At 66.8% G+C, this 21,432-nt stretch carries 20 protein-coding genes and 1 tRNA gene; 18 read left to right on the top strand and 3 right to left on the bottom strand.

All coding sequences use genetic code 11. From position 1 onward, the window contains the following. From AC3A35_RS24850 to AC3A35_RS24840, 3 genes are all read left to right on the top strand, one after another. Positions 1 to 88: hypothetical protein (locus AC3A35_RS24850; protein WP_487439224.1), on the top strand; the 88-nt coding region annotated here is incomplete at its 5' end. A 117-nt stretch (positions 89 to 205) separates the two neighbouring features. Next, positions 206 to 1,648, top strand: a complete 1,443-nt coding sequence (locus AC3A35_RS24845) for a YfcC family protein (RefSeq protein ID WP_487439223.1) — start codon at positions 206 to 208, stop codon at positions 1,646 to 1,648. A 46-nt stretch (positions 1,649 to 1,694) separates the two neighbouring features. Continuing rightward, positions 1,695 to 2,213 carry an ureidoglycolate lyase gene (locus tag AC3A35_RS24840; RefSeq protein WP_487439222.1) on the top strand — a complete coding sequence of 173 codons (519 nt, stop codon included), beginning with the start codon at positions 1,695 to 1,697 and terminating at the stop codon, positions 2,211 to 2,213. A 45-nt stretch (positions 2,214 to 2,258) separates the two neighbouring features. Here AC3A35_RS24840 and AC3A35_RS24835 read toward each other — a convergent pair whose 3' ends face one another. Beyond that, positions 2,259 to 3,173, bottom strand: a complete 915-nt coding sequence (locus AC3A35_RS24835; protein WP_487439221.1) for a LysR family transcriptional regulator — start codon at positions 3,171 to 3,173, stop codon at positions 2,259 to 2,261. Positions 3,174 to 3,292: 119 nt separating this feature from the next. Between AC3A35_RS24835 and eno the strand changes: the two genes are divergently transcribed. The 8 genes from eno to pyk all read left to right on the top strand — a co-directional run bounded on the left by eno (position 3,293) and on the right by pyk (position 12,023). Further along, the gene (gene eno / locus AC3A35_RS24830) at positions 3,293 to 4,576 is read left to right on the top strand and encodes a phosphopyruvate hydratase (protein ID WP_487439220.1); all 1,284 of its coding nucleotides are present in this window, start codon (positions 3,293 to 3,295) and stop codon (positions 4,574 to 4,576) included. A 180-nt stretch (positions 4,577 to 4,756) separates the two neighbouring features. Then, complete coding sequence (gene gcl, locus AC3A35_RS24825; RefSeq protein WP_487439219.1) at positions 4,757 to 6,532, top strand: glyoxylate carboligase; 1,776 nt, start codon at positions 4,757 to 4,759, stop codon at positions 6,530 to 6,532. Between the two features lie 61 nt (positions 6,533 to 6,593). Continuing rightward, positions 6,594 to 7,373: a hydroxypyruvate isomerase gene (gene hyi / locus AC3A35_RS24820; protein WP_487439218.1), complete on the top strand. Its 780-nt coding sequence runs from the start codon at positions 6,594 to 6,596 to the stop codon at positions 7,371 to 7,373. A gap of 58 nt (positions 7,374 to 7,431) precedes the next feature. Next, complete coding sequence (locus tag AC3A35_RS24815) at positions 7,432 to 8,316, top strand: 2-hydroxy-3-oxopropionate reductase (protein ID WP_487439217.1); 885 nt, start codon at positions 7,432 to 7,434, stop codon at positions 8,314 to 8,316. A 77-nt stretch (positions 8,317 to 8,393) separates the two neighbouring features. Continuing rightward, positions 8,394 to 8,816, top strand: a complete 423-nt coding sequence (locus tag AC3A35_RS24810) for a DUF3830 family protein (protein WP_487439216.1) — start codon at positions 8,394 to 8,396, stop codon at positions 8,814 to 8,816. Between the two features lie 19 nt (positions 8,817 to 8,835). After that, positions 8,836 to 10,098 carry a glycerate kinase type-2 family protein gene (locus AC3A35_RS24805; protein WP_487439215.1) on the top strand — a complete coding sequence of 421 codons (1,263 nt, stop codon included), beginning with the start codon at positions 8,836 to 8,838 and terminating at the stop codon, positions 10,096 to 10,098. Positions 10,099 to 10,146: 48 nt separating this feature from the next. Further along, positions 10,147 to 10,563, top strand: a complete 417-nt coding sequence (locus AC3A35_RS24800) for a GlcG/HbpS family heme-binding protein (RefSeq protein WP_487439214.1) — start codon at positions 10,147 to 10,149, stop codon at positions 10,561 to 10,563. Beyond that, positions 10,560 to 12,023: a pyruvate kinase gene (gene pyk / locus AC3A35_RS24795; RefSeq protein WP_487439213.1), complete on the top strand. Its 1,464-nt coding sequence runs from the start codon at positions 10,560 to 10,562 to the stop codon at positions 12,021 to 12,023. Before AC3A35_RS24800 ends, pyk begins: the two co-directional genes overlap by 4 nt. A gap of 93 nt (positions 12,024 to 12,116) precedes the next feature. Here the strand turns inward: pyk and AC3A35_RS24790 are convergent, their stop codons facing one another. Beyond that, positions 12,117 to 13,049 (bottom strand): LysR family transcriptional regulator, encoded by a 933-nt coding sequence (locus AC3A35_RS24790; protein ID WP_487439212.1) that lies wholly within the window; start codon positions 13,047 to 13,049, stop codon positions 12,117 to 12,119. A gap of 185 nt (positions 13,050 to 13,234) precedes the next feature. On the opposite strand from AC3A35_RS24790, the gene aceB reads away from it, so the two are divergent. Continuing rightward, positions 13,235 to 14,833 carry a malate synthase A gene (gene aceB / locus AC3A35_RS24785; protein ID WP_487439211.1) on the top strand — a complete coding sequence of 533 codons (1,599 nt, stop codon included), beginning with the start codon at positions 13,235 to 13,237 and terminating at the stop codon, positions 14,831 to 14,833. An 88-nt stretch (positions 14,834 to 14,921) separates the two neighbouring features. Here aceB and AC3A35_RS24780 read toward each other — a convergent pair whose 3' ends face one another. Next, a complete protein-coding gene (locus AC3A35_RS24780; RefSeq protein ID WP_487439210.1) occupies positions 14,922 to 15,539 on the bottom strand; it encodes a murein L,D-transpeptidase catalytic domain family protein in 618 nt (205 codons plus the stop codon). 256 nt (positions 15,540 to 15,795) lie between these two features. Between AC3A35_RS24780 and AC3A35_RS24775 the strand changes: the two genes are divergently transcribed. The 6 genes from AC3A35_RS24775 to AC3A35_RS24750 all read left to right on the top strand — a co-directional run bounded on the left by AC3A35_RS24775 (position 15,796) and on the right by AC3A35_RS24750 (position 21,382). Continuing rightward, the gene (locus AC3A35_RS24775; protein ID WP_487439209.1) at positions 15,796 to 17,415 is read left to right on the top strand and encodes a L,D-transpeptidase family protein; all 1,620 of its coding nucleotides are present in this window, start codon (positions 15,796 to 15,798) and stop codon (positions 17,413 to 17,415) included. 70 nt (positions 17,416 to 17,485) lie between these two features. Then, positions 17,486 to 17,562 (top strand) — tRNA-Met (locus tag AC3A35_RS24770). Between the two features lie 829 nt (positions 17,563 to 18,391). Beyond that, the gene (locus tag AC3A35_RS24765) at positions 18,392 to 18,619 is read left to right on the top strand and encodes a hypothetical protein (protein ID WP_487439208.1); all 228 of its coding nucleotides are present in this window, start codon (positions 18,392 to 18,394) and stop codon (positions 18,617 to 18,619) included. 584 nt (positions 18,620 to 19,203) lie between these two features. Beyond that, a complete protein-coding gene (locus AC3A35_RS24760; RefSeq protein ID WP_487439207.1) occupies positions 19,204 to 20,493 on the top strand; it encodes a two-component system response regulator in 1,290 nt (429 codons plus the stop codon). A gap of 211 nt (positions 20,494 to 20,704) precedes the next feature. After that, positions 20,705 to 20,944: a DUF6364 family protein gene (locus AC3A35_RS24755; protein ID WP_487439206.1), complete on the top strand. Its 240-nt coding sequence runs from the start codon at positions 20,705 to 20,707 to the stop codon at positions 20,942 to 20,944. 3 nt (positions 20,945 to 20,947) lie between these two features. Next, entirely contained in the window at positions 20,948 to 21,382 is a 435-nt protein-coding gene (locus AC3A35_RS24750; protein WP_487439205.1) for a TA system VapC family ribonuclease toxin, read from the top strand. Positions 21,383 to 21,432 lie beyond the last annotated feature (50 nt).

Below are 21,432 nucleotides of genomic sequence, written 5' to 3'. Positions count from 1 at the left end.
CGGTCCGGTCACCCACGTGCGGTTCAACATCTTCCCCGACGGCGGCGTCTCACGCCTGCGCCTGTGGGGCCGGGTCGCGCGCAAGTAAGCAGCCATGCCGTGACGGATCGGCTCGACACCGGGCCGTCACCAAAGGCCAGCGCGCCCGGCGGCACCGCGAAACAGTCGTCGAAGAACGACTGCAGACACTGAAGGAGACAATGCCATGAGCACCCGCTATTCTGCCCCGGCCGCCGAGTCGGTGCCCGTCCGGCGGCGTTTCGAGATGCCGCACATCTACGTGATCCTGTTCTTCTTCACGGCGATCGCGGCGATCCTCACCCACTTCATCCCCGCCGGCAAATACGATCGCGTGCCGGGTCCGTCGGGGCGCACCACCATCGACCCTGAATCCTTCCGCGTGATCGAGTCCAACCCGCTCGGGCTGGTGGACTTCATGCTCGCGATTCCGAACGGTCTGCGCGAGGCCAGCATGGTGGTGTTCTTCACCTTCATCATCGGCGGCATGTTCATGGTGATCCGCCGGACCGGGATCATCGAGGTCGCGGTCGACAAGCTGACCCGGCGCTTTTCCGAGCGCAGCGTGGTCGTCATCCCGGTCCTGATGGTCGTGTTCGCGCTCATCGCAACCCTGATCGGCACCCAGGAACTCGCGCTGGTGTACGTCCCGGTGATCCTGCCGCTGATGATCGCCCTGCGCTTCGACTCGGTGACCGCCGCCGCCGTCGCGCTGTGCGCCACCACCGCCGGATTCACTTCGGGCGTACTCAATCCGATCAATACCGGCCTGGGTCAGCAGCTGGCCGACCTGCCGGTCTATTCGGGGCTGACCCTGCGCGCCCTGCTCTTTGCCGCCATCACCGTTGCCGGTGTTGCCTACGTGATGCGCTACGCGATCCGGGTGCGCGGCAATCCCGAATCAAGCCTGATGCATGGCGACGGCAAGGAGGTCGAAAAGCATCACCTCTACCTGCACGCGGCCGACGAAGGGGCGCTGTCATTCACCGCGCGCCAGCGCTGGGCCGGGGTCGCCGCGCTGGCCTTCTTCGGGCTGCTGGTATGGGGCGTGCTCAACCGAGGCTGGTTCATGATGGAGATGTCCGGCCTGTTCGTGATCATGGGTATCGTGGTGGGTCTCGTTGCCGGCTTGAAGGCGGGCGAGATCTGCGAAGGGTTCAACGAAGGCTTCCGCGACGTGCTGGTCGGCGCGATGATCTGCGGGATCGCCCGCGCGGTGGCGGTCATGCTCGAGCAGGGCCAGATCATGGATACCCTGGTGCACGGGCTCGGCGAACTGGTCGGCGGCGTGCCGTCCATGTTCTCGGCGATCGGCATGTTCATCGCCCAGCTCGGCTTCAACTTCGTGATTCCGTCCGGCAGCGGCCAGGCCCTGGTGACGATGCCGATCATGGCACCGCTGTCCGACCTCATCGGTGTCACCCGCCAGACGGCGGTGCTCGCCTACCAGCTCGGCGACGGACTCAGCAACATCCTCTACCCGACCTCGGGCTACTTCATGGCCACCCTCGCCCTGGCCGGCGTGAGCTGGGACCGCTGGGTGCGCTTCTTCCTGCCGCTGTTCGGGATCTGGATCGGCATCGCGCTGGTGTTCCTGATCTTTGCCCAGGCCACCCAGTGGGTCGGGTGAGACCCCACGAAAGCCGCAACATGCAACCTATACGGAGTACGACCCCATGAGGACGATAGACCTCGCCCCTGCAGCCCTCGTCGCACAGCCCCTCACCCGCCTGGCCTTCGCCCCCTTTGGCGAGGTCATCGAAGTCAGCGATGCGGTCATCCACTTTCCCATCAACGGCGGCAACACCGAGCGCTACCACGATCTGGCCCGGATCGAGCCCGGTCCCGACGGTCGGGTGATCGTGTCGATCTTCCGCGGCCAGCCACGGCAACTGCCGTTCCGGGTCGAGATGCTCGAGCGCCATCCGCACGGCTCCCAGGCCTTCATCCCGATGTCCGGCGCTCCCTATCTGGTGGTGGTGGCACCGGCGGGGGAAGCACCACAACCGGGCGACATCCGGGTCTTCCTCGCGCGCGGCGACCAGGGCGTGAACTACGCCCCCGGCGTGTGGCACCACCCTCTGCTTGCGCTTGGCGAGGTGTCAGACTTTGTCGTCATCGACCGCGGCGGGCCGGGACACAACTGCGACGAGATCGATCTGGAACGGCCCGGCCTTATCGTCGCCCTGAGCTAAGCCCGCGCTGGACCCGCGCTAGCGCCACCGGCCGCGCGGGCCGCATCAGCCATGCCCGCGTTCCCAGTAGCCCGGCGTGTTGTAGATCGCCTTCAGGTAGTCGATGAAATGACGCACCTTGGCCGGCAGGTAGCGCTGCTGCGGGTACACCGCCTGGATGTCGTAGCTCGGTACCGCGAACTCGTCGAGCACGGTGACCAGTTCGCCGCGCTTGAGCTCGGCCTGGATCTCCCAGGTCGAGCGCCAGCCCACCCCCAGCCCCTGGCGGACCCAGCCGTACAGCAGTTCGCCGTCGTTGCAGTCGAGATCGCCATCGACCCGCACCGCAAACAGTCGCCCGTCGCGCATGAAGCTCCAGCCGCGCTGCTGCCCGCCCTGCAGGTTGAAGGCGAGGCAGTTGTGGCGGCCGAGATCCTCCGGCACCCGCGGCACGCCGTGGCGCTCAAAGTACTCCGGCGTGCCGCACACCACCCGCCGGTTGGGGAAGAGGCGCACCGGCACGTAATTGGGGTCGGTGACCTCGCCGATCCGGATCGCCATGTCGTAGCCCTCGCGCACCAGGTCCACCACGCTGTCGGTCAGGTTGAACGACAGCCTCAGTTCCGGGTACTTCGCCTTGAATGCCGGCGCATGCGGCGCCACGTGACGGCGACCGAAGGCGGCCGGTGCCGACACCACCAGGTGGCCCCGGACCACGTTGCGGCCCTCGCTGACGCTGCTCTCGGCGATGTCGAAGTCGCGCAGCAACTGCCGGCACTGTTCGAGGAACTGCTCGCCGAGGTCGGTCAGCGTCAGGCCGCGGGTCGAGCGATGCATCAGACGCACGCCCAGCCGGCCCTCGAGTGCATCGAGCCGGCGCCCCATCACCACCGGGGTCACGCCTTCGACCACCGCAGCGGCGGCAAAGCTGCCCTTCTCTGCGACCAGGGCAAAGCTGCGGATTTCGGTGTAGCGGTCCATTCGATACTCCGGATATCGATAGAAGCGATGCTAGCAGCAATTCAGCCCGCCGGCGCCCCTCCCTATGCTTGGCACGCAAGCGGCCGACCCGGCCCCCGGACCACCTAGGAGGAGCAGACATGCATCACATCGCCCATATCGAAGGCCTCGAGATCCTCGATTCGCGCGGCAACCCCACCCTGCAGGCTACCGTCACCCTGCGCTCCGGCCATCGCGGCCGGGCGGCGGTGCCGTCTGGCGCGTCCACCGGCGCGCGCGAGGCGCTCGAGCTGCGCGACCGCGACGGCGCCCGCTTCGGCGGCAAGGGGGTGTTGAAGGCGCTCGCGCATATCGAAGGCCCGATCGCCGAGGTCCTCGAGGGCATCGATGCCGGCCGCCAGGACGATGTCGACCGCCGCCTGTGCGAACTCGACGGCAGTCCCGACAAGTCGCGCCTGGGTGCGAATGCGCTCCTCGCAGTGTCGCTCGCCTGCGCCCACGCCGCGGCCGGTGCGCGCGGCCTGCCGCTATATCGCCACCTCGCCCCGGACGACCGCGCGCCCACCTTGCCCGTTCCGCTGATGAACGTGATCAACGGGGGGGCGCACGCCAACAACAGCCTCGACATCCAGGAATGCATGATCGTGCCGCTCGGTTTCGAGCGCTTCGGCGATGCGCTACGCGCCGGCGTCGGCGTGTTCCACGCCTTGCGCGGCCTGATCGACCGCCACGGCTTCCCGACTTCGGTCGGCGACGAGGGCGGCTTCGCACCCAACGTGCGCAACACCCGCCACGCCCTCGACCTGATCGTGGAAGCGATCCACCGCGCGGGCTACCGGCCGGGCACCGAGGTCGCGCTGGCGCTCGACTGCGCCGCGTCGGAATTCCACCACGACGGACGCTACCGGCTCGCCGGCGAAGACTTGAACCTGTCCGGCGCCGAGTTCGGCGGCTACCTCGCCGGCCTGGTCGGCGACTATCCGATCGTCAGCATCGAGGACGGCATGGCCGAGGACGACTGGCCCGGCTGGGGTCAGCTCTCCGACCGCCTCGGCCGCCGCACCCAGCTGGTCGGCGACGACCTCTTCGTCACCGACGCGGCGACGCTCGCCACCGGCATCGAGCGTGGCATCGCCAACGCCATCCTGATCAAGCCCAATCAGATCGGCACCCTCAGCGAAACCCTTGCCGCGATGGCCCTGGCGCGCATCCACGGCTATGCCGCGATCATGTCGCACCGCTCGGGCGAGACCGGCGACACCACCATCGCCGATCTCGCGGTGGCGACCGCCTGCGGCCAGATCAAGACCGGCTCGGCAAGCCGCTCGGACCGGGTGGAGAAATACAACCGCCTGCTGGCGATCGAACGCGAGCTCGGCGCGCAGGCCCGCTTTGCCGGCCCCGCGGCCTTCCGCCGCAACTGAGCCTCATCGACCGCGACCGGGGCGCCGGCACCCATCGGCGACGATGGAACTCGCCCCCAGACAAGCCAACTCGATACTAAAACTATCGACAGAAGCGAGGCCGGCGGCGATTCAAGCCGGCGCCCTTCCTGACTATCCTCACCTCAACGATTTCAGAACACGCCCCCACAGGAGACAACCATGGCCCGTATGAGAGCAATCGACGCCGCAGCCGAAGTGATGCGCAGGGAAGGCGTCAGCACCGTGTTCGGCGTGCCCGGCGCCGCGATCAACCCGCTGTACTCGGCGATGAAGAAGAACGGCGGCTTTCGCCACGTCCTCGCCCGCCACGTCGAGGGCGCCTCGCACATGGCCGAGGGCTACACGCGCACCCGGGCGGGCAACATCGGCGTGTGCATCGGCACCTCCGGCCCGGCCGGTACCGACATGATCACCGGACTGTACTCGGCGTCGGCCGATTCGATCCCGATCCTGTGCATCACCGGCCAAGCCCCTCGCGCACGCCTGTACAAGGAAGACTTCCAGGCGGTCGACATCGAAGCCATCGCCAAGCCGGTGACCAAGTGGGCGGTGACGGTGCGCGAGCCGGCGCTGGTGCCGCGCGTGTTCCAGCAGGCCTTTCACATCATGCGCTCCGGCCGCCCCGGCCCGGTGCTGATCGACCTGCCCTTCGACGTGCAGATGGCCGAAATCGAGTTCGACCCCGAGACCTACGAAGCGCTGCCGGTGTACAAGCCCGCCGCGACCCGCGCCCAGGCCGAGAAGGCGATGGCGATGCTCAACGCCGCCGAACGTCCGCTGATCGTCTCCGGCGGCGGCGTGATCAATGCCGACGCCGCCGCCCGCCTGCAGCAATTCGCCGAACTCACCGGGGTGCCGGTGATCCCGACCCTGATGGGCTGGGGCACCATTCCCGACGACCATCCGCTGATGGCCGGCATGGTCGGGCTGCAGACCTCGCACCGCTACGGCAACGCCACCATGCTCGCGTCGGACTTCGTGTTCGGCATCGGCAACCGCTGGGCCAACCGCCACACCGGCTCGGTCGAGGTCTATACCGAGGGGCGCAAGTTCGTCCATATCGATATCGAGCCGACCCAGATCGGCCGCGTGTTCGGGCCTGACTACGGCATCGTGTCCGATGCCGGCGCCGCGCTCGACCGCCTGCTCGACGTGGCGCGCGAGATGAAGGCCGCCGGCACCCTGCGCGACCGCAGCGCCTGGGTGGCCGAGTGTCGCGAGCGCAAGCGCAGCATGCTGCGCAAAACCAACTTCGACGACCAGCCGATGAAGCCGCAGCGCGTGTACCAGTGCATGAACAATGCCTTCGACCGCGACACCTGCTATGTCAGCACCATCGGTCTGTCGCAGATCGCCGCCGCCCAGTTCCTGCATGTGTACAAGCCGCGCCACTGGATCAACTGCGGCCAGGCCGGCCCGCTCGGGTGGACCATCCCGGCCGCGCTCGGCGTGGTCGCGGCCGACCCGGAGCGTACCGTGGTGGCGCTGTCGGGTGACTACGACTTCCAGTTCATGATCGAGGAGTTGGCGGTCGGTGCACAATTCAAGCTCCCCTACGTGCACATCGTGGTCAACAATTCCTACCTCGGCCTGATCCGCCAGTCGCAGCGCGGCTTCGACATGGACTACTGCGTGCAGCTCGCCTTCGACAACATCAACGCCCCCGAGCTCGAGGGCTACGGGGTGGATCACGTCGCGGTGGTCGAAGGCCTCGGGTGCAAGGCGATCCGCGTCCATCGCCAGGAGGAGATCGCCCCGGCGATCGGACAGGCGCGCGAGTGGATGGCACAGTACCGGGTGCCGGTGGTGATCGAGATCATGCTCGAGCGCGTCACCAACATCGCGATGGGCACCGAGATCAACGCCATCAACGAGTTCGAGCCGCTCGCGGAAACGCCTGCCGATGCGCCGACCGCAGTCGGCCTGCTCGACTGAAGCACACACCGGCCGTGCCGGCCCGTCCGGCACTCACGCGAACATTGAAGGAGAACCGAAGATGCCCAAGTTTGCCGCCAACCTCACCATGCTGTTCAACGAACTCGACTTCCTCGACCGCTTCCAGGCCGCCGCCGACGCCGGCTTCGCCGGGGTCGAGTATCTCTTCCCCTACGCCTGGCCGGCCGCGCAACTGGCCGAGAAGCTCGACCAGGCCGGCCTGGTCCAGGTGTTGCACAACCTGCCCGCCGGCGACTGGGCCGGCGGCGAGCGCGGCATCGCCTGCCATCCGGACCGCATCGGCGAGTTCCAGGAAGGTGTCGGCAAGGCCATCGACTATGCCCGCACGCTCGGCTGCAAACAGCTGAACTGCCTGGCCGGCATCGCCCCGGCGGGCGTGCCGACCGATACCGCACACGAGACCTTCGTCGCCAACCTGCGCTTTGCCGCGGCCAGGCTGAAGGATGCCGGCATCCGCCTGCTGGTCGAGCCGATCAACACCTTCGACATCCCCGGCTTCTACCTCAACCGCACCGCGCAGGCGATCGCCCTCCTCGACGAGGTCGGCTCCGACAACCTGTTCGTGCAGTACGACATCTACCATGCCCAGCGCATGGAGGGCGAACTCGGCAACACCATCGCCAGATACCTGCCGCGCATCGCCCACATGCAGTTGGCCGACAACCCGGGGCGCAACGAACCGGGTACCGGCGAGATCAACTTCGCCTGGCTGTTCCGCCACATCGACCAGCTCGGCTACCAGGGCTGGATCGGCTGCGAGTACAAACCCGCCGCCGGCACCCGCGAAGGCCTCGGCTGGATCAAGGGGCTGGCGGCCTGACCTACACCCCGACCCCGACAGAGAACCCCAAGACATCCGTACAACAGGAGAAAAGGACATGGCCAACATCGGTTTCATCGGTCTCGGCATCATGGGCGCCCCCATGGCCGGCCACCTCATCCACGGCGGTCACACCGTGTTCACCTACACTCACGGCGACACCCCGAAGGCGCTGCTCGAAGCCGGCGCGCGGACCTGCGCCAACGGCGCCGAAGTCGCCCGCGCGGCCGACATCGTCATCACCATGGTGCCGGACACGCCGCATGTGGAAGACGCGCTGTTCGGCACCAACGGCGTGGCCCAGGGCCTGAGCCGGGGCAAGATCGTGGTCGACATGAGTTCGATCTCGCCGGTCGCAACCAAGGACTTCGCCCGCCGCATCAACGAACTCGGCTGCGAATACCTCGACGCCCCGGTGTCCGGCGGCGAAGTCGGTGCCAGGGCCGCCAGCCTGACGATCATGGTCGGTGGCAGCGAGGCGACCTTCGCCCGGGTCAAGCCGCTGTTCGAGCTGATGGGCAAGAACATCACCCTGGTCGGCGGCAACGGCGACGGCCAGATCACCAAGGTCGCCAACCAGATCATCGTCGCGCTGACCATCGAGGCGGTGGGCGAGGCCCTGCTGCTGGCCGCCAAGGCCGGCGCCGATCCGGCCAAGGTGCGCCAGGCGCTGATGGGCGGCTTCGCCAACTCGCGCATCCTCGAGGTGCACGGCGAGCGCATGGTCAAGCGCGCCTTCGACCCGGGCTTCCGCATCGAACTGCACCAGAAGGATCTCAACCTGGCGCTCGCCACCGGCCGCCAGCTCGGTGTATCGCTGCCCAACACCGCTACCGCGCAGGAGCTGTTCAACGCCTGCGCCGCTCACGGCGGGGCGGGCTGGGACCACTCGGCGATGGTGCGAGCGCTGGAAAAGATGGCGAACTTCGAGATCGGCCAGTAAGAAAGAAGAAGGGTCGGCCACGACCGGCCCGCACATTCCCGGGGCAGTCGAGCCGCCCCCATACCGAAGGAGCCCTCATGCGTCATTTGTCCATCGATGTCGGCGCGTACCGCTTCGTCGCCCGACTCGAACAAGAAGCCGCGCCGCGCACCTGCGCCGCCTTTCTGCAACTGCTGCCCTTCTCCAACCAGGTCATCCACTCGCGCTGGAGCGGCGAGGCGGTGTGGGTGCCGCTCGGCGACTTCGATACCGGGCTCGGCTTCGAGAACCACACCAGCCACCCCTCGCGCGGCGACATCCTGCTCTACCCCGGCGACTTCTCGGAAACAGAAATCCTGTTCGCCTATGGCAGCAGCCAGTTTGCGAGCAAGATGGGGCAACTCGCCGGCAACCATTTCCTGACCGTGGTCGAAGGCGCGGAGCAGCTGATGGACATGGGGCGCACCGTGCTGTGGAAGGGTGCGCAATCGATACGCTTCAGCGATCTCGGCGAACGCTGAGACGCAAGGACGAACGACGATGAACACGCCCGCCCGCGAACTGCTCGCAAACATGTTTGCCGCCGCGGTCAACGCGGCCCAACCCGAACACTGCATCCCGCCCTTCCTGCCAGTGGCGCCGCGCGGGCGCACCCTGGTGATCGGTGCCGGCAAGGCCTCGGCGGCGATGGCCCAGGTGCTCGAACGGCACTGGCCGGGCCCGCTGTCCGGCCTGGTGGTGACCCGCTACGGCTACGCGGTGCCGTGCGAGCGCATCGAGATCGTCGAAGCCGCGCATCCGGTGCCCGATGCCGCCGGCCGCGAGGCCGCCGGCCGTATGCTCGAGCGGGTGAGTGGGCTCTCCGAGGACGACCTGGTGATCTGCCTGATCTCGGGCGGCGGCTCCGCACTGCTGCCGCTGCCCGGCGCCGGTGTCAGCCTGGAGGACAAGCAGGCGATCAGCCGTGCGCTGCTCAAATCGGGCGCGACCATTTCGGAGATGAACTGCGTGCGCCGCCACCTCTCCGCGATCAAGGGCGGGCGCCTTGCCGCCGCCTGCCATCCGGCGCAGGTGGTGAACCTGCTGATCTCGGACGTGCCCGGCGACAATCCGATGGACATCGCCTCCGGCCCCACCGTGGCCGACCCCACCACCTGCGCCGACGCGCTCGAGATCGTGCGCCGCTACGGCATCGAGCTGCCGCCCGGCGCGCGTCAGCTGCTCGACAGCGGCGGCGGCGAGACGGTCAAGCCGGGCGACCCACGGCTGGCGCGGGTCGCCACCCGCCTGGTGGCGACACCGCAGATGGCCCTCGAAGCCGCGGCCGGCGTCGCCACGGCGGCCGGCATCCCGGCCCTGATCCTGGGCGACAGCATCGAGGGCGAAGCGCGCGACGTGGGCAAGGTGATGGCCGGCATCGCGCTGCAGGTGCACCACCACCGGCAGCCGGTGGCCCCACCCTGCGTGCTGCTGTCCGGCGGCGAAACCACGGTGACGGTGCGCGGCAGCGGCCGCGGCGGGCGCAACGTGGAATTCCTGCTGTCGCTGGCGGTCGCATTAAACGGCGCGACAGGCATCCATGCCGTGGCCGGCGACACCGACGGCGTGGACGGACTGGAGGAAATCGCCGGCGCCTTCGTGACCCCGGACACCCTCGCCCGCGCCTGGGCGGCCGGCATGCGCCCGCGCGACCGCCTCGACGACAACGACGGCCACGGCTTCTTCGAGGCGCTCGGCGATGCCCTGGTGACCGGGCCGACCCTGACCAACGTGAACGATTTCCGCGCCATCCTGATCGAGTGAGCAAACGCCCCCGATCGGACCGCATCCAGAACAACGAGGAGACAGCTGATGAAAGACATCAAGGCATTGACCCAAACCGACGTAAAACGTATCGCCGCGGCCGCCGAGGCCGAGGCGATCGCCCGCGGCTGGGCGGTGAGCATCGCAGTGTGCGACGGCGGGGGCCACGCACTGTGGCTGCAGCGCATGGACGGCGCACCACTGATGAGCGCCACGGTGGCGCCGGAGAAGGCGCGCACCTGCGTGCTCAGCGGCAAGCCGAGCAAGGTGTACGAGGACATGGTGAACAACGGCCGCTTTGCCGCACTGGCGATGCCGGTGGTGCCGCTCGAAGGCGGCGAGCCGATCATCGTCGGCGGCGCCGTGATCGGTGCGGTCGGCGTGTCCGGGGTCAAGGCCGGCGAGGACGCGCAGGTGGCGCGCGCCGGGGTCGCCGCCCTCGAACCTGCGGGAGAAGCCCGATGAGACGCCAGCGCAGCGCCCGCATCCTCGCCACCCTGGGCCCTGCGAGTTCAACCCGCGAGCAGATCCGCGGGCTGGCCGACGCCGGCGCCGACGTGTTCCGTCTCAACTTCAGCCACGGCAGCCATGCCGACCACGCCGAACGCCTGCGCCTGATCCGCGACATCGAGCGCGAGATCGGCCGCCCGATCGGCGTGCTGATGGATCTGCAGGGCCCCAAGCTGCGCGTCGGCAAGCTCGCCGGCGGCAAGGTGATGCTCGAACCTGGACAGCATTTCCGCCTCGACCTCGACCCCGCCGACGGCGACGCGCACCGCGCCGGCCTGCCCCACCCCGAGATCTTCGCCGCGCTCGAGGCCGGCACCGACCTGCTGCTCGACGACGGCAAGCTGCGCCTGCGCGTCGATGCCTTCGGCCCCGACTTTGCAGACACCACGGTGATGGTCGGCGGCGCCCTGTCGGACCGCAAGGGCGTGAACGTGCCCGGCGTGGTGCTGCCGATCTCGCCGCTCACCGCCAAGGACCGCGCCGACCTCGACTTCGGCCTGTCGCTCGGCATCGACTGGGTGGCGCTGTCCTTCGTGCAGCGCCCGGAAGACATCCGCGAGGCGCGCGAACTGATCGGCGACCGCGCCTGGATCATGGCCAAGCTGGAGAAGCCGGCCGCGATCGAGCACCTCGACGAGATCGTCGCGCTCGCCGACGGCGTGATGGTGGCGCGCGGCGACCTCGGCGTGGAGATGCCGCCGCAGCAGGTGCCGGTGCTGCAGCGGCGCATCGTGCGTTCGGCGCGCGCCGCAGGGCGGCCGGTGGTGGTCGCGACCCAGATGCTGGAGTCGATGATTACTGCGCCGGTGCCGACCCGTGCCGAAGCCTCCGACGTGGCCACCGCGATCTACGACGGCGCCGATGCGGTGATGCTGTCGGCTGAATCCGCCTCGGGCCAGTACCCGCTGGAAGCGGTGACGATCATGGATCGCATCATCGGCGAGGTCGAACATGATCCGGCGTGGCGCATCGGCCTGGAAGCCAGCCACACGCCGGCCGAGGCCAACACCCCGGATGCGATCTGCTGCGCGCTGCGGCGGGTGGCCGAACTGCTCGAGCCGGCCGCCACCGTTGCGTTCACCGCATCCGGCTTCAGCTGTCTGCGCGCCAGCCGCGAACGCCCCTCGGCGCCGATCCTCGCCCTCACCCCGAGCCTGGCCACCGCGCGCCGCCTCGCGCTCGCGTGGGGCGTGCATCCGGTGCCCTTCGAGGAAATCGGTGACGTCGGCGAGATGGTCGAGCACGCGGCCTCGGCCGCGCTCAAGCTCGGGTTCGCCCGCCCGGGCGACAGCGTGGTGGTGATCGCCGGCCTGCCCTTCGGTCGCAGCGGCAGCACCAACCTGCTGCACGTGGCGCGCATCCCCTCCACCCCGGGCCTGGTCGCCACGCGTCCAGGTGCAGTGCCGCGCGACTGAATCGGGAAAACAACCGGCTCAGGAGCTCCGGGGCCGGGCAACCGACCTGGCGCCGATGGCGCCGTTATCCGGCACCATCGGCCTCGCCTTGCCTCAACCCCGTTCGCCGGACCCCGGGTCGATGGCAGCATCCGCCGCCCAGTATTCGCTGCTGCCGTAGCAGGCCTTCAGGTAGTCGATGAAGGCGCGCACCCGCAGGGCCAGGTTGCGCCGGTACGGGAATACCGCATGGATGCCGCTGGGTGGCGCGGCGAAGTCGTCGAGCACCGACACCAGGCGCCCGGCCCGGAGGTCGGCGGCCACCTCCCACAGCGAACGCCAGGCCAGGCCCTGCCCCGCCAGCGCCCACTCGTGCAGCACCGCGCCGTCGTTGCACTCGAGTCGGCCATTCACCTTCACCATCGTCGTCGCCCCGCGCCCGTCGGCAAGCAGCCAGCCACGCTGCGGCCCGAGCGACAGGCAGACATGCGCCGACAGCGCCTGCGGCGTGTCCGGCGAACCGCAACGCGCAAGGTAGTCGGGACTGGCGACCACCACCCGGCGGTTCTCCGCCAGACGCACCGAGACCATGCTGGAATCGGCAAGATCGCCGATCCGCACCGCGCAATCGATGCCCTCGTTGGCGAGATCGACCAGACGATCGGTGAGATCCAGGCTGCAGCTCACCTCCGGATTGGCCACCAGGAAATCCTTCACCAGCGGCGCCACATGACGCCGGCCGAACCCGGCCGGCGCCGACACACGCAGATGGCCGCTCGGCTTCACCCCGCCCAGGCTTACCGCGGCCTCGGCATTGCCGAGATCGTTGAGGATGCGCTGGCAGTCCTCGAGGAAGGCACTGCCCTCGAAAGTGAGGGTGATGCTGCGCGTGGTGCGCACCATCAGCTTGACCCCGAGCCGCTGTTCAAGCGCATCGATTCGCCGGCCAATCACCGCCGGCGTCACCCCCTCCAGGCGCGCCGCGGCCGACAGACTGCCGCGACTGGCGACGCTGACGAAGCTTTCGATCTGCTTGAGCTGATCCATTTTGTACTTTTAGTAAAAGATAAAGTGATCATACCGTTTCTACTGTTTTATATAAGACAACAATAGACTGCGCCTCATTCGGGGGAGGAGACAGCCCCGCCACGAACGCGGCGCCTCGGTGGCAGTGCAAACCCCGGGCAGCACGCGCAAACCGATACCACCGTATTTTTCGACAAGGATCCTTGATGAGCCACAACCTGCCTCAGGGCATGCAGATCAACGCCCCCCTCCTCCCCCGTTTCGACGAGGTCCTCAGCGCCGACGCGCTGGCCTTCGTCGCGAAGTTGCACCGCGCCTTCGAGCCCCGCCGCCGCGAACTGCTGGCCGCCCGTGTCGCGCGCCAGGCCCGCATCGACGCCGGCGAGATGCCCGGCCTGCTGGCCGAAACGAAACACATCCGCGACGGCGAGTGGAAGGTGGCACCGCTGCCGAAGGCGCTGGAATGCCGCCGGGTGGAGATCACCGGCCCGGTCGAGCGCAAGATGATCATCAACGCCTTCAATTCGGGCGCTGATTCCTACATGACCGACTTCGAGGATTCCAACAGCCCGAACTGGAGCAACCAGATCCAGGGCCAGGTGAACCTGTTCGACGCGGTGCGCCGCCAGATCAGCTACACCAACGACGCCGGCAAGGAATACCGTCTCAACGACAAGATCGCCACCATGCAGGTGCGCCCGCGCGGCTGGCACCTGGACGAGAAGCACGTCCTGGTCGACGGCGAGCGCGTCTCCGGCGGCCTGTTCGACTTTGCGCTGTTCTTTTTCCACAACGCGAAGGAGCAGATCGCCCGCGGCGCCGGCCCCTTCTTCTACCTGCCCAAGCTCGAAGGCCACCTCGAAGCACGGCTGTGGAACGACATCTTCTGCATGGCCCAGGACGAACTCGGTCTGCCGCGCGGCACGATCAAGGCCACCGTGCTGCTCGAGACCATCCTAGCCACCTTCGAGATGGAAGAGATCCTGTACGAACTACGCGAGCATTCCGCCGGACTCAATGCCGGGCGCTGGGACTACATCTTCTCGTGCATCAAGAAATTCAAGAAGGACAAGAACTTCTGTCTCGCCAACCGGGCGGCGATCACGATGGAAGTGCCCTTCATGCGCAGCTACGCGCTCGCCCTGGTGCAGGCCTGCCACAAGCGCGGTGCGCCGGCGATCGGCGGCATGAGCGCACTGATCCCGATCAAGCACGACCCCGAGGCCAATGAGAAGGCGCTCGCCGGCATCCGCCACGACAAGAACCGCGACGCCAACGACGGCTACGACGGAGGCTGGGTGGCCCACCCGGGCCTGGTGCCGATCGCCATGGAAGCCCTCACCAGGGTGCTGGGCGATCGCCCCAACCAGTGGGACAAGCAGGTCGAGGGCAACTACGGCCCGGCGGACTGGCTGGACTTCCGCCCCGAACAGCCGATCACCGAGGCCGGCGTGCGCAACAATATCAACGTCGGCATCCACTACCTCGGCAGCTGGCTTGCCGGCAACGGCTGCGTGCCCATCCACAACCTGATGGAAGACGCCGCCACCGCCGAGATCGCCCGCGCCCAGATCTGGCAGTGGGTGGTGAGTCCCAAGGGCCGCCTCGACGACGGCCGCGAGGTGAGCGCCGAGCTGATCCGCGCGCTGATTCCGGAGGAGCTGGCCAAGGTGAAGGACACCGTCAGCACGCAGGGCGAGGACACCGCCACCTACGACCAGGCCGCGGTCATTTTCGAGAAGATGAGCCTGACCGAGGACTTTCCCGAGTTCCTGACCCTGCCACTGTATGAGGCGATGGCGTAATCGGTCTCTTCTCCGGCACAAAAAAAACGGCGCCTCGAGCGCCGTTTTTTTTTGTGTGCTGCCTCGAAGTGACAGCGCTGCCGCCCGATCAGCTCTCCTTGCCGCCGGCCGCCCCACGGGCCGCGGCCACCGCGGCCTTGTCGCAACGCAGGTAGCGCGACGAGGACAGCCATTTACGATCCGGATAGTAGGAAAACACGAACTGACCTTCCTTGAGGTGGTCAATCAGTCGACGCGCGACCCCGTCGGCAACTGCCGGGCAGCCTTGGCTGCGGCCGAGACGGCCGTTGTCGGCGATGAAGGACGGATCGACATAGGGTGCACCGTGGATCACGATTGCGCGTTCGTAGGCCTTGTCGTTGATGCCGGGCTCGAGTCCTTCCATGCGCAATGAATATCCGTTGCGCCCGTTGTAGGTTTCGCCGGTGCGAAACAGGCCGAGGCTGGTCTGGTAGCTGCCCAGGCGGTTCGAGAAGCGGGTGGCCAGGTCCTCGCCGGAATTGCGTCCGTGGGCCACCAGTTCCTCGTGCAGCACGGCACCGCGGCGCAGGTCGAACACCCACATGCGGGGCATGTGCGAGGGCAGCGAGTAATCGATCACCGCCAGCCGGCGCGAGGCCTCGACGCCTGCCGCGGTCGCGCACTGCATCGCCGACAGCGCAAGCTTCAGCACCTTGGGCGCGAGCGCCGGGGCGGCAGCGGACAATTGGGCTTCGAGCAGGGAATCTGATGGGGCGGCGAATGCGGGCGACGATATTGTAAGCAAGGGAAAGGCAAGCATCAGGGCAGCACGACTCAGCGATGATGTCATAGCGTGAAATTAGTCCGGCTAGTGCAAACAAAGGCCGGGGGCGGACCGCAGCTTGTTCGCCTTGTATGTCAATATCTTCGCGGGGGTCTGGCAAAAGCGAAAGTTTTGCACAAACAGAGTGGATCTTATCAGGTAGTTGGCAGAAGTGAGGATGGAAAATTTGCTGAAGTACCCATTTCGGGCTGCCGTGCTGTTGAGCCTGGCGCTCACGCAGTTGATTCCCGGTCCGGCAGCAGCAGACGACACGTTGCTCCGTGCCGAACTCGGCAGATTGCTGCAACCCGCCATCGTCGCGACCCCGGCCCCGGCCTCCGAAGCGGCGAAACACCACCCCGAGCTCGTGCGCCTTTACCGCGAACGGCAGTTCGCGCCGGTCTGGGAGTCGCCCAAGCGGCGTACCCAATTGCTGGCCGCGCTCGCGGCGCTCGGTGAGGACGGCCTTGACCCAGAGCACTACGGGCTTTCACGACTGCGCCAGTTGGCGTTCGTCAGCGGCAGCACGGAACAGCGTGCCCGGTTCGACATCCTGGCGACCGACGCCTGCCTGCAAGCCCTGACCCATCTGCAGCGCGGCCGTCTCGACGCCAGCCAGGCAGGCCGTTTCTGGCGCGCCCCCTCGCTTCCAGCCCCTCCGCTGCCGTCCCCGGTCGATGCACTCGCGAACCTTGCCAATGATGACATCGGCGCCCTGTTCGAGCACTTTCGCCCCAAAACGCCGCTCTATCGCATGCTGCGCGCTGCATTGGTACAGGCGTCGCAGGCGACCGTGCAAGGCGAATGGCCTCAGGTTTCCCCAGGGCCCACACTCAAGCCCGACATGCGGGACCCCCGCGTCGTCGAACTGCGTGCTCGGCTGAACGCAAGCGGCCACCTTGGCGCCGACAATGCGGACAGCGAGGACATGGACGCCGCCGTGGTCGAAGCGGTGAAGGCCTTCCAGGATGATCACGGTCTCGAAACCGACGGCAAGGTCGGACGCGCGACGATCGCCGCCCTCAACCAGAGCCGCCATGCCCGGTTGGCGCAGTTGCGCATCAACCTCGAACGCGCGCGCTGGATCGCAACCGCACCTCAGAACGAGTTCCTGCTGGTCGATGTCGCGGCCTATCGCCTGGCCTACTACCGCGATTCGGTGCCGATCTGGAGCGCCCGTACTCAGGTCGGGATGCCGACACGCGAGTCGCCCGAACTGTTCTCACGCGTCACCCATTTCACCGTCAACCCGACCTGGACAGTACCGCCGACCATCCTCAAGAAGGACATCGTCCCCATGGCCAGCACCGACCCCGACTACCTCGCCAGCCGCAACATCCGCGTGCTCGACCGCGACGGACAGGAGGTCGACCCGGCCACGGTCGACTGGACGCACACGGCGGACCTCACCTTCCGTCAGGATTTCGGCGAGGGCAGCGCGCTGGGCAAGGTTGCGATCCGTTTCGCCAACCCCTACGCCATCTACCTGCACGACACACCCAACCAGCGCCAGTTCAAGCGCACCCAGCGCACCTTCAGCTCGGGTTGCGTGCGGGTCGAGAATGCGATCGAGCTGGTCCGCCTGCTGATCGAACGCGGCGGCAGCGCCCAGCAGGCCCGTTTCGACGCGGCGCTCGCCAGCGGCAAGACCGGCAATCTCAATCTGCCGCAGCCGGTACCGATCATCGTCGCCTATCTGACTGCGGGCCCGGACGAGAACGGTCGCATCATCTTCCGTCCCGACATTTACGACCGCGACCCGGCCCTGGTCAAGGCCCTGGAGAACCCGGACCACTGAATGATCGGTGAAAATTCATGAATTTTTCTTGATTTTTGGCCCTGCGTTGTTTATAGTTTTGTTTCTCCGACGCGGGGTGGAGCAGTCTGGCAGCTCGTCGGGCTCATAACCCGAAGGTCGCAGGTTCAAATCCTGCCCCCGCAACCACCGTTATTTGACGCCACTTCGATTCCCTGGATTGAGGTGACGGCAAAGAGAGAACCCGCCGCCAGGCGGGTTTTTTCTTTTACGGATGCCATCTGCACTCGCGGAGTGCTGGCTCCGGACCAACGCCAATACCCTCCTCGTACAAAGGCGCGCCTATAAGCGAAGGCCGACGACGGTTGCGAGCCAGGGGGCGAAACAACTCCGTATCGTAGGCCAGCGCCACAACGTCTGGGCCGCTGATGGGGTCGCTCGGGTCCGAAGGTAGGGCGAGCGGCTCGAACAGTTCCGGCTCCTCGTTCCGCTTGTCCATCTCCTACGAATTGCGCTGGCAGCTGGGCGCGACTACGATTAGGAGGCAAGCTTGCCAACCGGCTCGCAACTTCCGGTCAGCCCCTGCAACCGGAACGGCCTTCGGGCCTGGGGCCCATTTTTCCGACGCCTCCCGACGCAGCGATCGTCTGAGGACTTCGCCTCGGGCGGCCCAGCGTTTCCGTTTCATTCCTCCGTCCCTGAGCGACCCGTTTTGCGGCTGGCAGCGCAGACGAGGCGGCTGCTTGCCTCGCGACTATGCCCCTGGGACAGGCCCGTCCTCCTCACGCCGCCGGGCCCTCCATATCTTGGCCCTGTGCCTCATCGGTTGTTCGGCTGGTGCCCGCGAACCGGGGACTTCTTGCTACAGCACGAGGCGCAGAGCCCTTCCAGATTGTGCACCTCGCTCGCGCGTCGCTTCATGCTCGTCGAGTCGCGCCGACATCCAACTCATCCCCCACCCCAGCGGGTCGCATCCCGCCAGGGGATGCTCCGCGAAACACGAAGGAGCAAAGAAGCGATGTGGCACGACGAACCTGCAAACAGGCCCGGACAGGACCCGTACGGGCATCTCCCCTTCGATCAATGGGAAGGACATTTTCGGGAAAGGATCGCGCACCACGAGGCGCTGACACGTGAGTTTCCGACTGTCGTGTGCTTCGCAAGGGAACTTGCCCAGTACAGGGAATGGCTGGCGCAGCACATGGCCGTGCTGGTGACCGCGCGGGACACCGATCTGCCCTTCTGACAAGCAGGCGGCCAGTCAACGGGCTGCAAGTCGAAGGGGATCATCCATGAACTGGACCGGGGCCATTCGACCCGGCCACAGCGTTCTCCGACAACAGAAAGCAGCGCGCAGCGCTGCAAGCCAACGATGAAGCGAAGCGCTTGCAGAGAGGATTACTCGGGCGTACATTTTGAGCCGTCGCAACGACACTTTGCTCTTCCATAGGCGCCGGGCTGCCACAATTGCCCTGCTTGCCCGTCCCCTCGCAGCCGTCTTGCTTTCGCTGAGCCGCGCGCAGCGCCGCTCAACCCCATCGCTCCTGGCACTCGCCATTCGACGCGCGTTGCGAACCCGGAATCGTCATGGGCTGTCGCTCGGCCGAGTTCGGCTTGCACAACCCTGAACAGTTTGCTCCTCCCGTCGGCGCCTCATCGTTTCGACGCATGAATGCGGGCCGCTTGCCGCCCACAGCGTACGTCCTCCTCGCAGTCGCTGCTCACGGTAGCCCTCGGGCTCCGTCGCCGCTTCGACATTCGGCGCCAAAAGGCCCAAAGGGCCAAGCCAGCAGTCATCAGCAAGCGAGAAAGACACAATGGAGAGACGCCATGCATACGAGACCCAAGCTTCCCCACGAGTACACCGACGATCTGGGCGACCTGACAGGCGCGCTGCTCGACGGCGACCAGAGTAACGATGCGCATGAACCGGAGGATCCGACGAATGCGCGCGTGCTTATCGTCCATGACGATCACAGCGCACGCGCCACGCTGCGCGATGCACTGGAACTGAACGGCTTCGTCGTCGACGAGGCCGACAGCGGAGCATCAGTAATCACGCGCATCGCGCGCACCCGCCCCCACCTCCTGCTACTCGACGCGGCGAGCCCCTGCATCGACGGCTTCAGCACCTGCAAGCGCCTCAGGGAACTGCCGCAGAGCGGGGAATTCCCGGTGCTCATGATTACGTCACTCGACGAGCGGCAAATCGAGCGCGCCTTCGCCGTTGGCGCGAGCGACTACGTCACTGAACCGCTGCACCCCAATGTCGGCGCGAAGCGCTCAAGCCACCGACTCGCGTTCTATGAGGCTGCAATGGAGGGGAGCGCGCGCGAGCATCTGCGACTCGAAAGCGATCTGCACCACGCCATCGATCACAGCGAACTGGTGCTCCACTACCAACCCGAGATGGAGGCTGCGACCGGCCGCATGGTCGCCGTCGAAGCGCTTGTGCGTTGGCAGCACCCGTCGCACGGGCTGATCGGCCCGGACACGTTCATTCCAATTGCAGAGGAAATCGGTCTCATCGGGCCGATCGGCGCTTGGGTGCTCGACAGCGCGTGCGCGCAGCTCAAGGCGTGGCGCGACGCCGGCCACTTCTTGCGGGTCGCCGTCAACTTCTCCGCCGACCAGTTGCAGGATAGGGGCATCGCCGACATGGTCGCCGCCGCGCTCGACCGCATCGGCCTGCAGGCCGACGACCTCGTCGTCGAGATCACCGAAAGCGTGTGGCTGGATCCTCAAAGCGCCGCGATCGACAACCTCCACCGCCTCAAGCGCCTGGGCGTTCGCCTGGCGATCAACGACTTCGGCACCGGCTACGCTTCGCTCAGCTATCTGAAGCACATGCCTGTCGACATCCTCAAGGTCGACCGCAGCTTCGTCACCGACCTCGCTGCTGTCGGTGTGGACGCTGCGATCGTCGGCGGAATCGTCTCGCTCGCGCACCATCTGGATCTGGAAGTCATCGTTGAAGGCGTCGAGACTCAGATGCAGTGCGACCTCGTTCGGGGTATGGGCTGCGACCTTGTGCAGGGTCACCTACTCGGCCGAGGCTTACCCCCGACCGCGTTTACTGAGGCGTACTTCAGCAAGACATCTGAGTCTTCAAGACGATGATTCACGATGACTCCCCCCTCTGCAGCAGCCCACTGACGAACTCAGAGCAAACATTGCGAAGTGAAAGGATCGCCCCCGAGATGCCGACTGCGATGTAGAGCTGGGGGCGCCGCGATTCGCGGCGTCCGTCCGCCCTGAGCTCAATTGCGATCCGGGCGGCCGAGGAATAGAATACAGAAATCTGTATTGAACCTCTTTCCGAGGAGTGGCCATGAAGACGACCCTCAATCTGAACGACGCGTTGCTGACCGAAGCCAAAGCCTTTGCGGCCCAGCAGCACACCAGCCTGACCCGCCTGATCGAAGAAGGTTTGCAGTTGCGTCTGCGCGCCCAGCGCACGCCCGCCAAACCCGTTCGCCTGCCGGTCTTCCGCGGTCAGGGCGGGCTGGTTCCCGGGCTCGACGGACGGAGCAACAAGGCCCTGCTGGATGCTGCCGATCAAGACGCGTAATCCATGACACCCGACGTCAACGTCCTGGTCGCTGCATCGCGCAGCGACCACCCCCATCACGCGGCCGCCCGCAGTTGGCTGGAACAGGCCATCGTCGCCGCGGGCCAAGGCACGCCGCTGAAGTTGCAGCCCATGGTGATTGCCAGCTTTCTGCGGCTGGTGACGCATCCGCGGATATTCATCCAGCCGACGCCCATAGCCGAAGCGCTGCGCTTCGTCGATGCGCTGTTGAGCGCGCCGGGCGTGGAACAACCCGAGTTGGGCGCCGAGTGGCCAACGCTACGCAAGCTGTGCGCCGACAAGGCGCTCGCTGCCAATGACATTCCCGATGCCTGGCTGGCTGCCGCCGCCCTCCATCAAGGCGAGCATGTGACCAGTTTCGACGCCGATTTCAAGCGTCTGCTGCCAAGAGCCCAGTTCACGCGGCTCTCCGGCTGACCCCCGGGGCGGTTTCCGAGGCCATCGCGGATGCCGCGAAAGCCCTTGAG

Source organism: Azoarcus sp. Soil_N_20 (assembly GCF_057656155.1).
Note: the sequence above shows the minus strand (reverse complement) of the source record. Positions and strands in the feature narration are given on the sequence as shown.

Bases quoted from the DNA above. Each gene is read 5' to 3' on its own strand.
- AC3A35_RS24845 (WP_487439223.1), top strand. From the start codon at position 206: ATGAGCACCCGCTATTCTGCCCCGGCCGCCGAGTCGGTGCCCGTCCGG.
- AC3A35_RS24840 (WP_487439222.1), top strand. From the start codon at position 1,695: ATGAGGACGATAGACCTCGCCCCTGCAGCCCTCGTCGCACAGCCCCTC.
- AC3A35_RS24835 (WP_487439221.1), bottom strand. From the start codon at position 3,173: ATGGACCGCTACACCGAAATCCGCAGCTTTGCCCTGGTCGCAGAGAAG.
- eno (WP_487439220.1), top strand. From the start codon at position 3,293: ATGCATCACATCGCCCATATCGAAGGCCTCGAGATCCTCGATTCGCGC.
- gcl (WP_487439219.1), top strand. From the start codon at position 4,757: ATGGCCCGTATGAGAGCAATCGACGCCGCAGCCGAAGTGATGCGCAGG.
- hyi (WP_487439218.1), top strand. From the start codon at position 6,594: ATGCCCAAGTTTGCCGCCAACCTCACCATGCTGTTCAACGAACTCGAC.
- AC3A35_RS24815 (WP_487439217.1), top strand. From the start codon at position 7,432: ATGGCCAACATCGGTTTCATCGGTCTCGGCATCATGGGCGCCCCCATG.
- AC3A35_RS24810 (WP_487439216.1), top strand. From the start codon at position 8,394: ATGCGTCATTTGTCCATCGATGTCGGCGCGTACCGCTTCGTCGCCCGA.
- AC3A35_RS24805 (WP_487439215.1), top strand. From the start codon at position 8,836: ATGAACACGCCCGCCCGCGAACTGCTCGCAAACATGTTTGCCGCCGCG.
- AC3A35_RS24800 (WP_487439214.1), top strand. From the start codon at position 10,147: ATGAAAGACATCAAGGCATTGACCCAAACCGACGTAAAACGTATCGCC.
- pyk (WP_487439213.1), top strand. From the start codon at position 10,560: ATGAGACGCCAGCGCAGCGCCCGCATCCTCGCCACCCTGGGCCCTGCG.
- AC3A35_RS24790 (WP_487439212.1), bottom strand. From the start codon at position 13,049: ATGGATCAGCTCAAGCAGATCGAAAGCTTCGTCAGCGTCGCCAGTCGC.
- aceB (WP_487439211.1), top strand. From the start codon at position 13,235: ATGAGCCACAACCTGCCTCAGGGCATGCAGATCAACGCCCCCCTCCTC.
- AC3A35_RS24775 (WP_487439209.1), top strand. From the start codon at position 15,796: ATGGAAAATTTGCTGAAGTACCCATTTCGGGCTGCCGTGCTGTTGAGC.
- AC3A35_RS24765 (WP_487439208.1), top strand. From the start codon at position 18,392: ATGTGGCACGACGAACCTGCAAACAGGCCCGGACAGGACCCGTACGGG.
- AC3A35_RS24760 (WP_487439207.1), top strand. From the start codon at position 19,204: ATGCATACGAGACCCAAGCTTCCCCACGAGTACACCGACGATCTGGGC.
- AC3A35_RS24755 (WP_487439206.1), top strand. From the start codon at position 20,705: ATGAAGACGACCCTCAATCTGAACGACGCGTTGCTGACCGAAGCCAAA.
- AC3A35_RS24750 (WP_487439205.1), top strand. From the start codon at position 20,948: ATGACACCCGACGTCAACGTCCTGGTCGCTGCATCGCGCAGCGACCAC.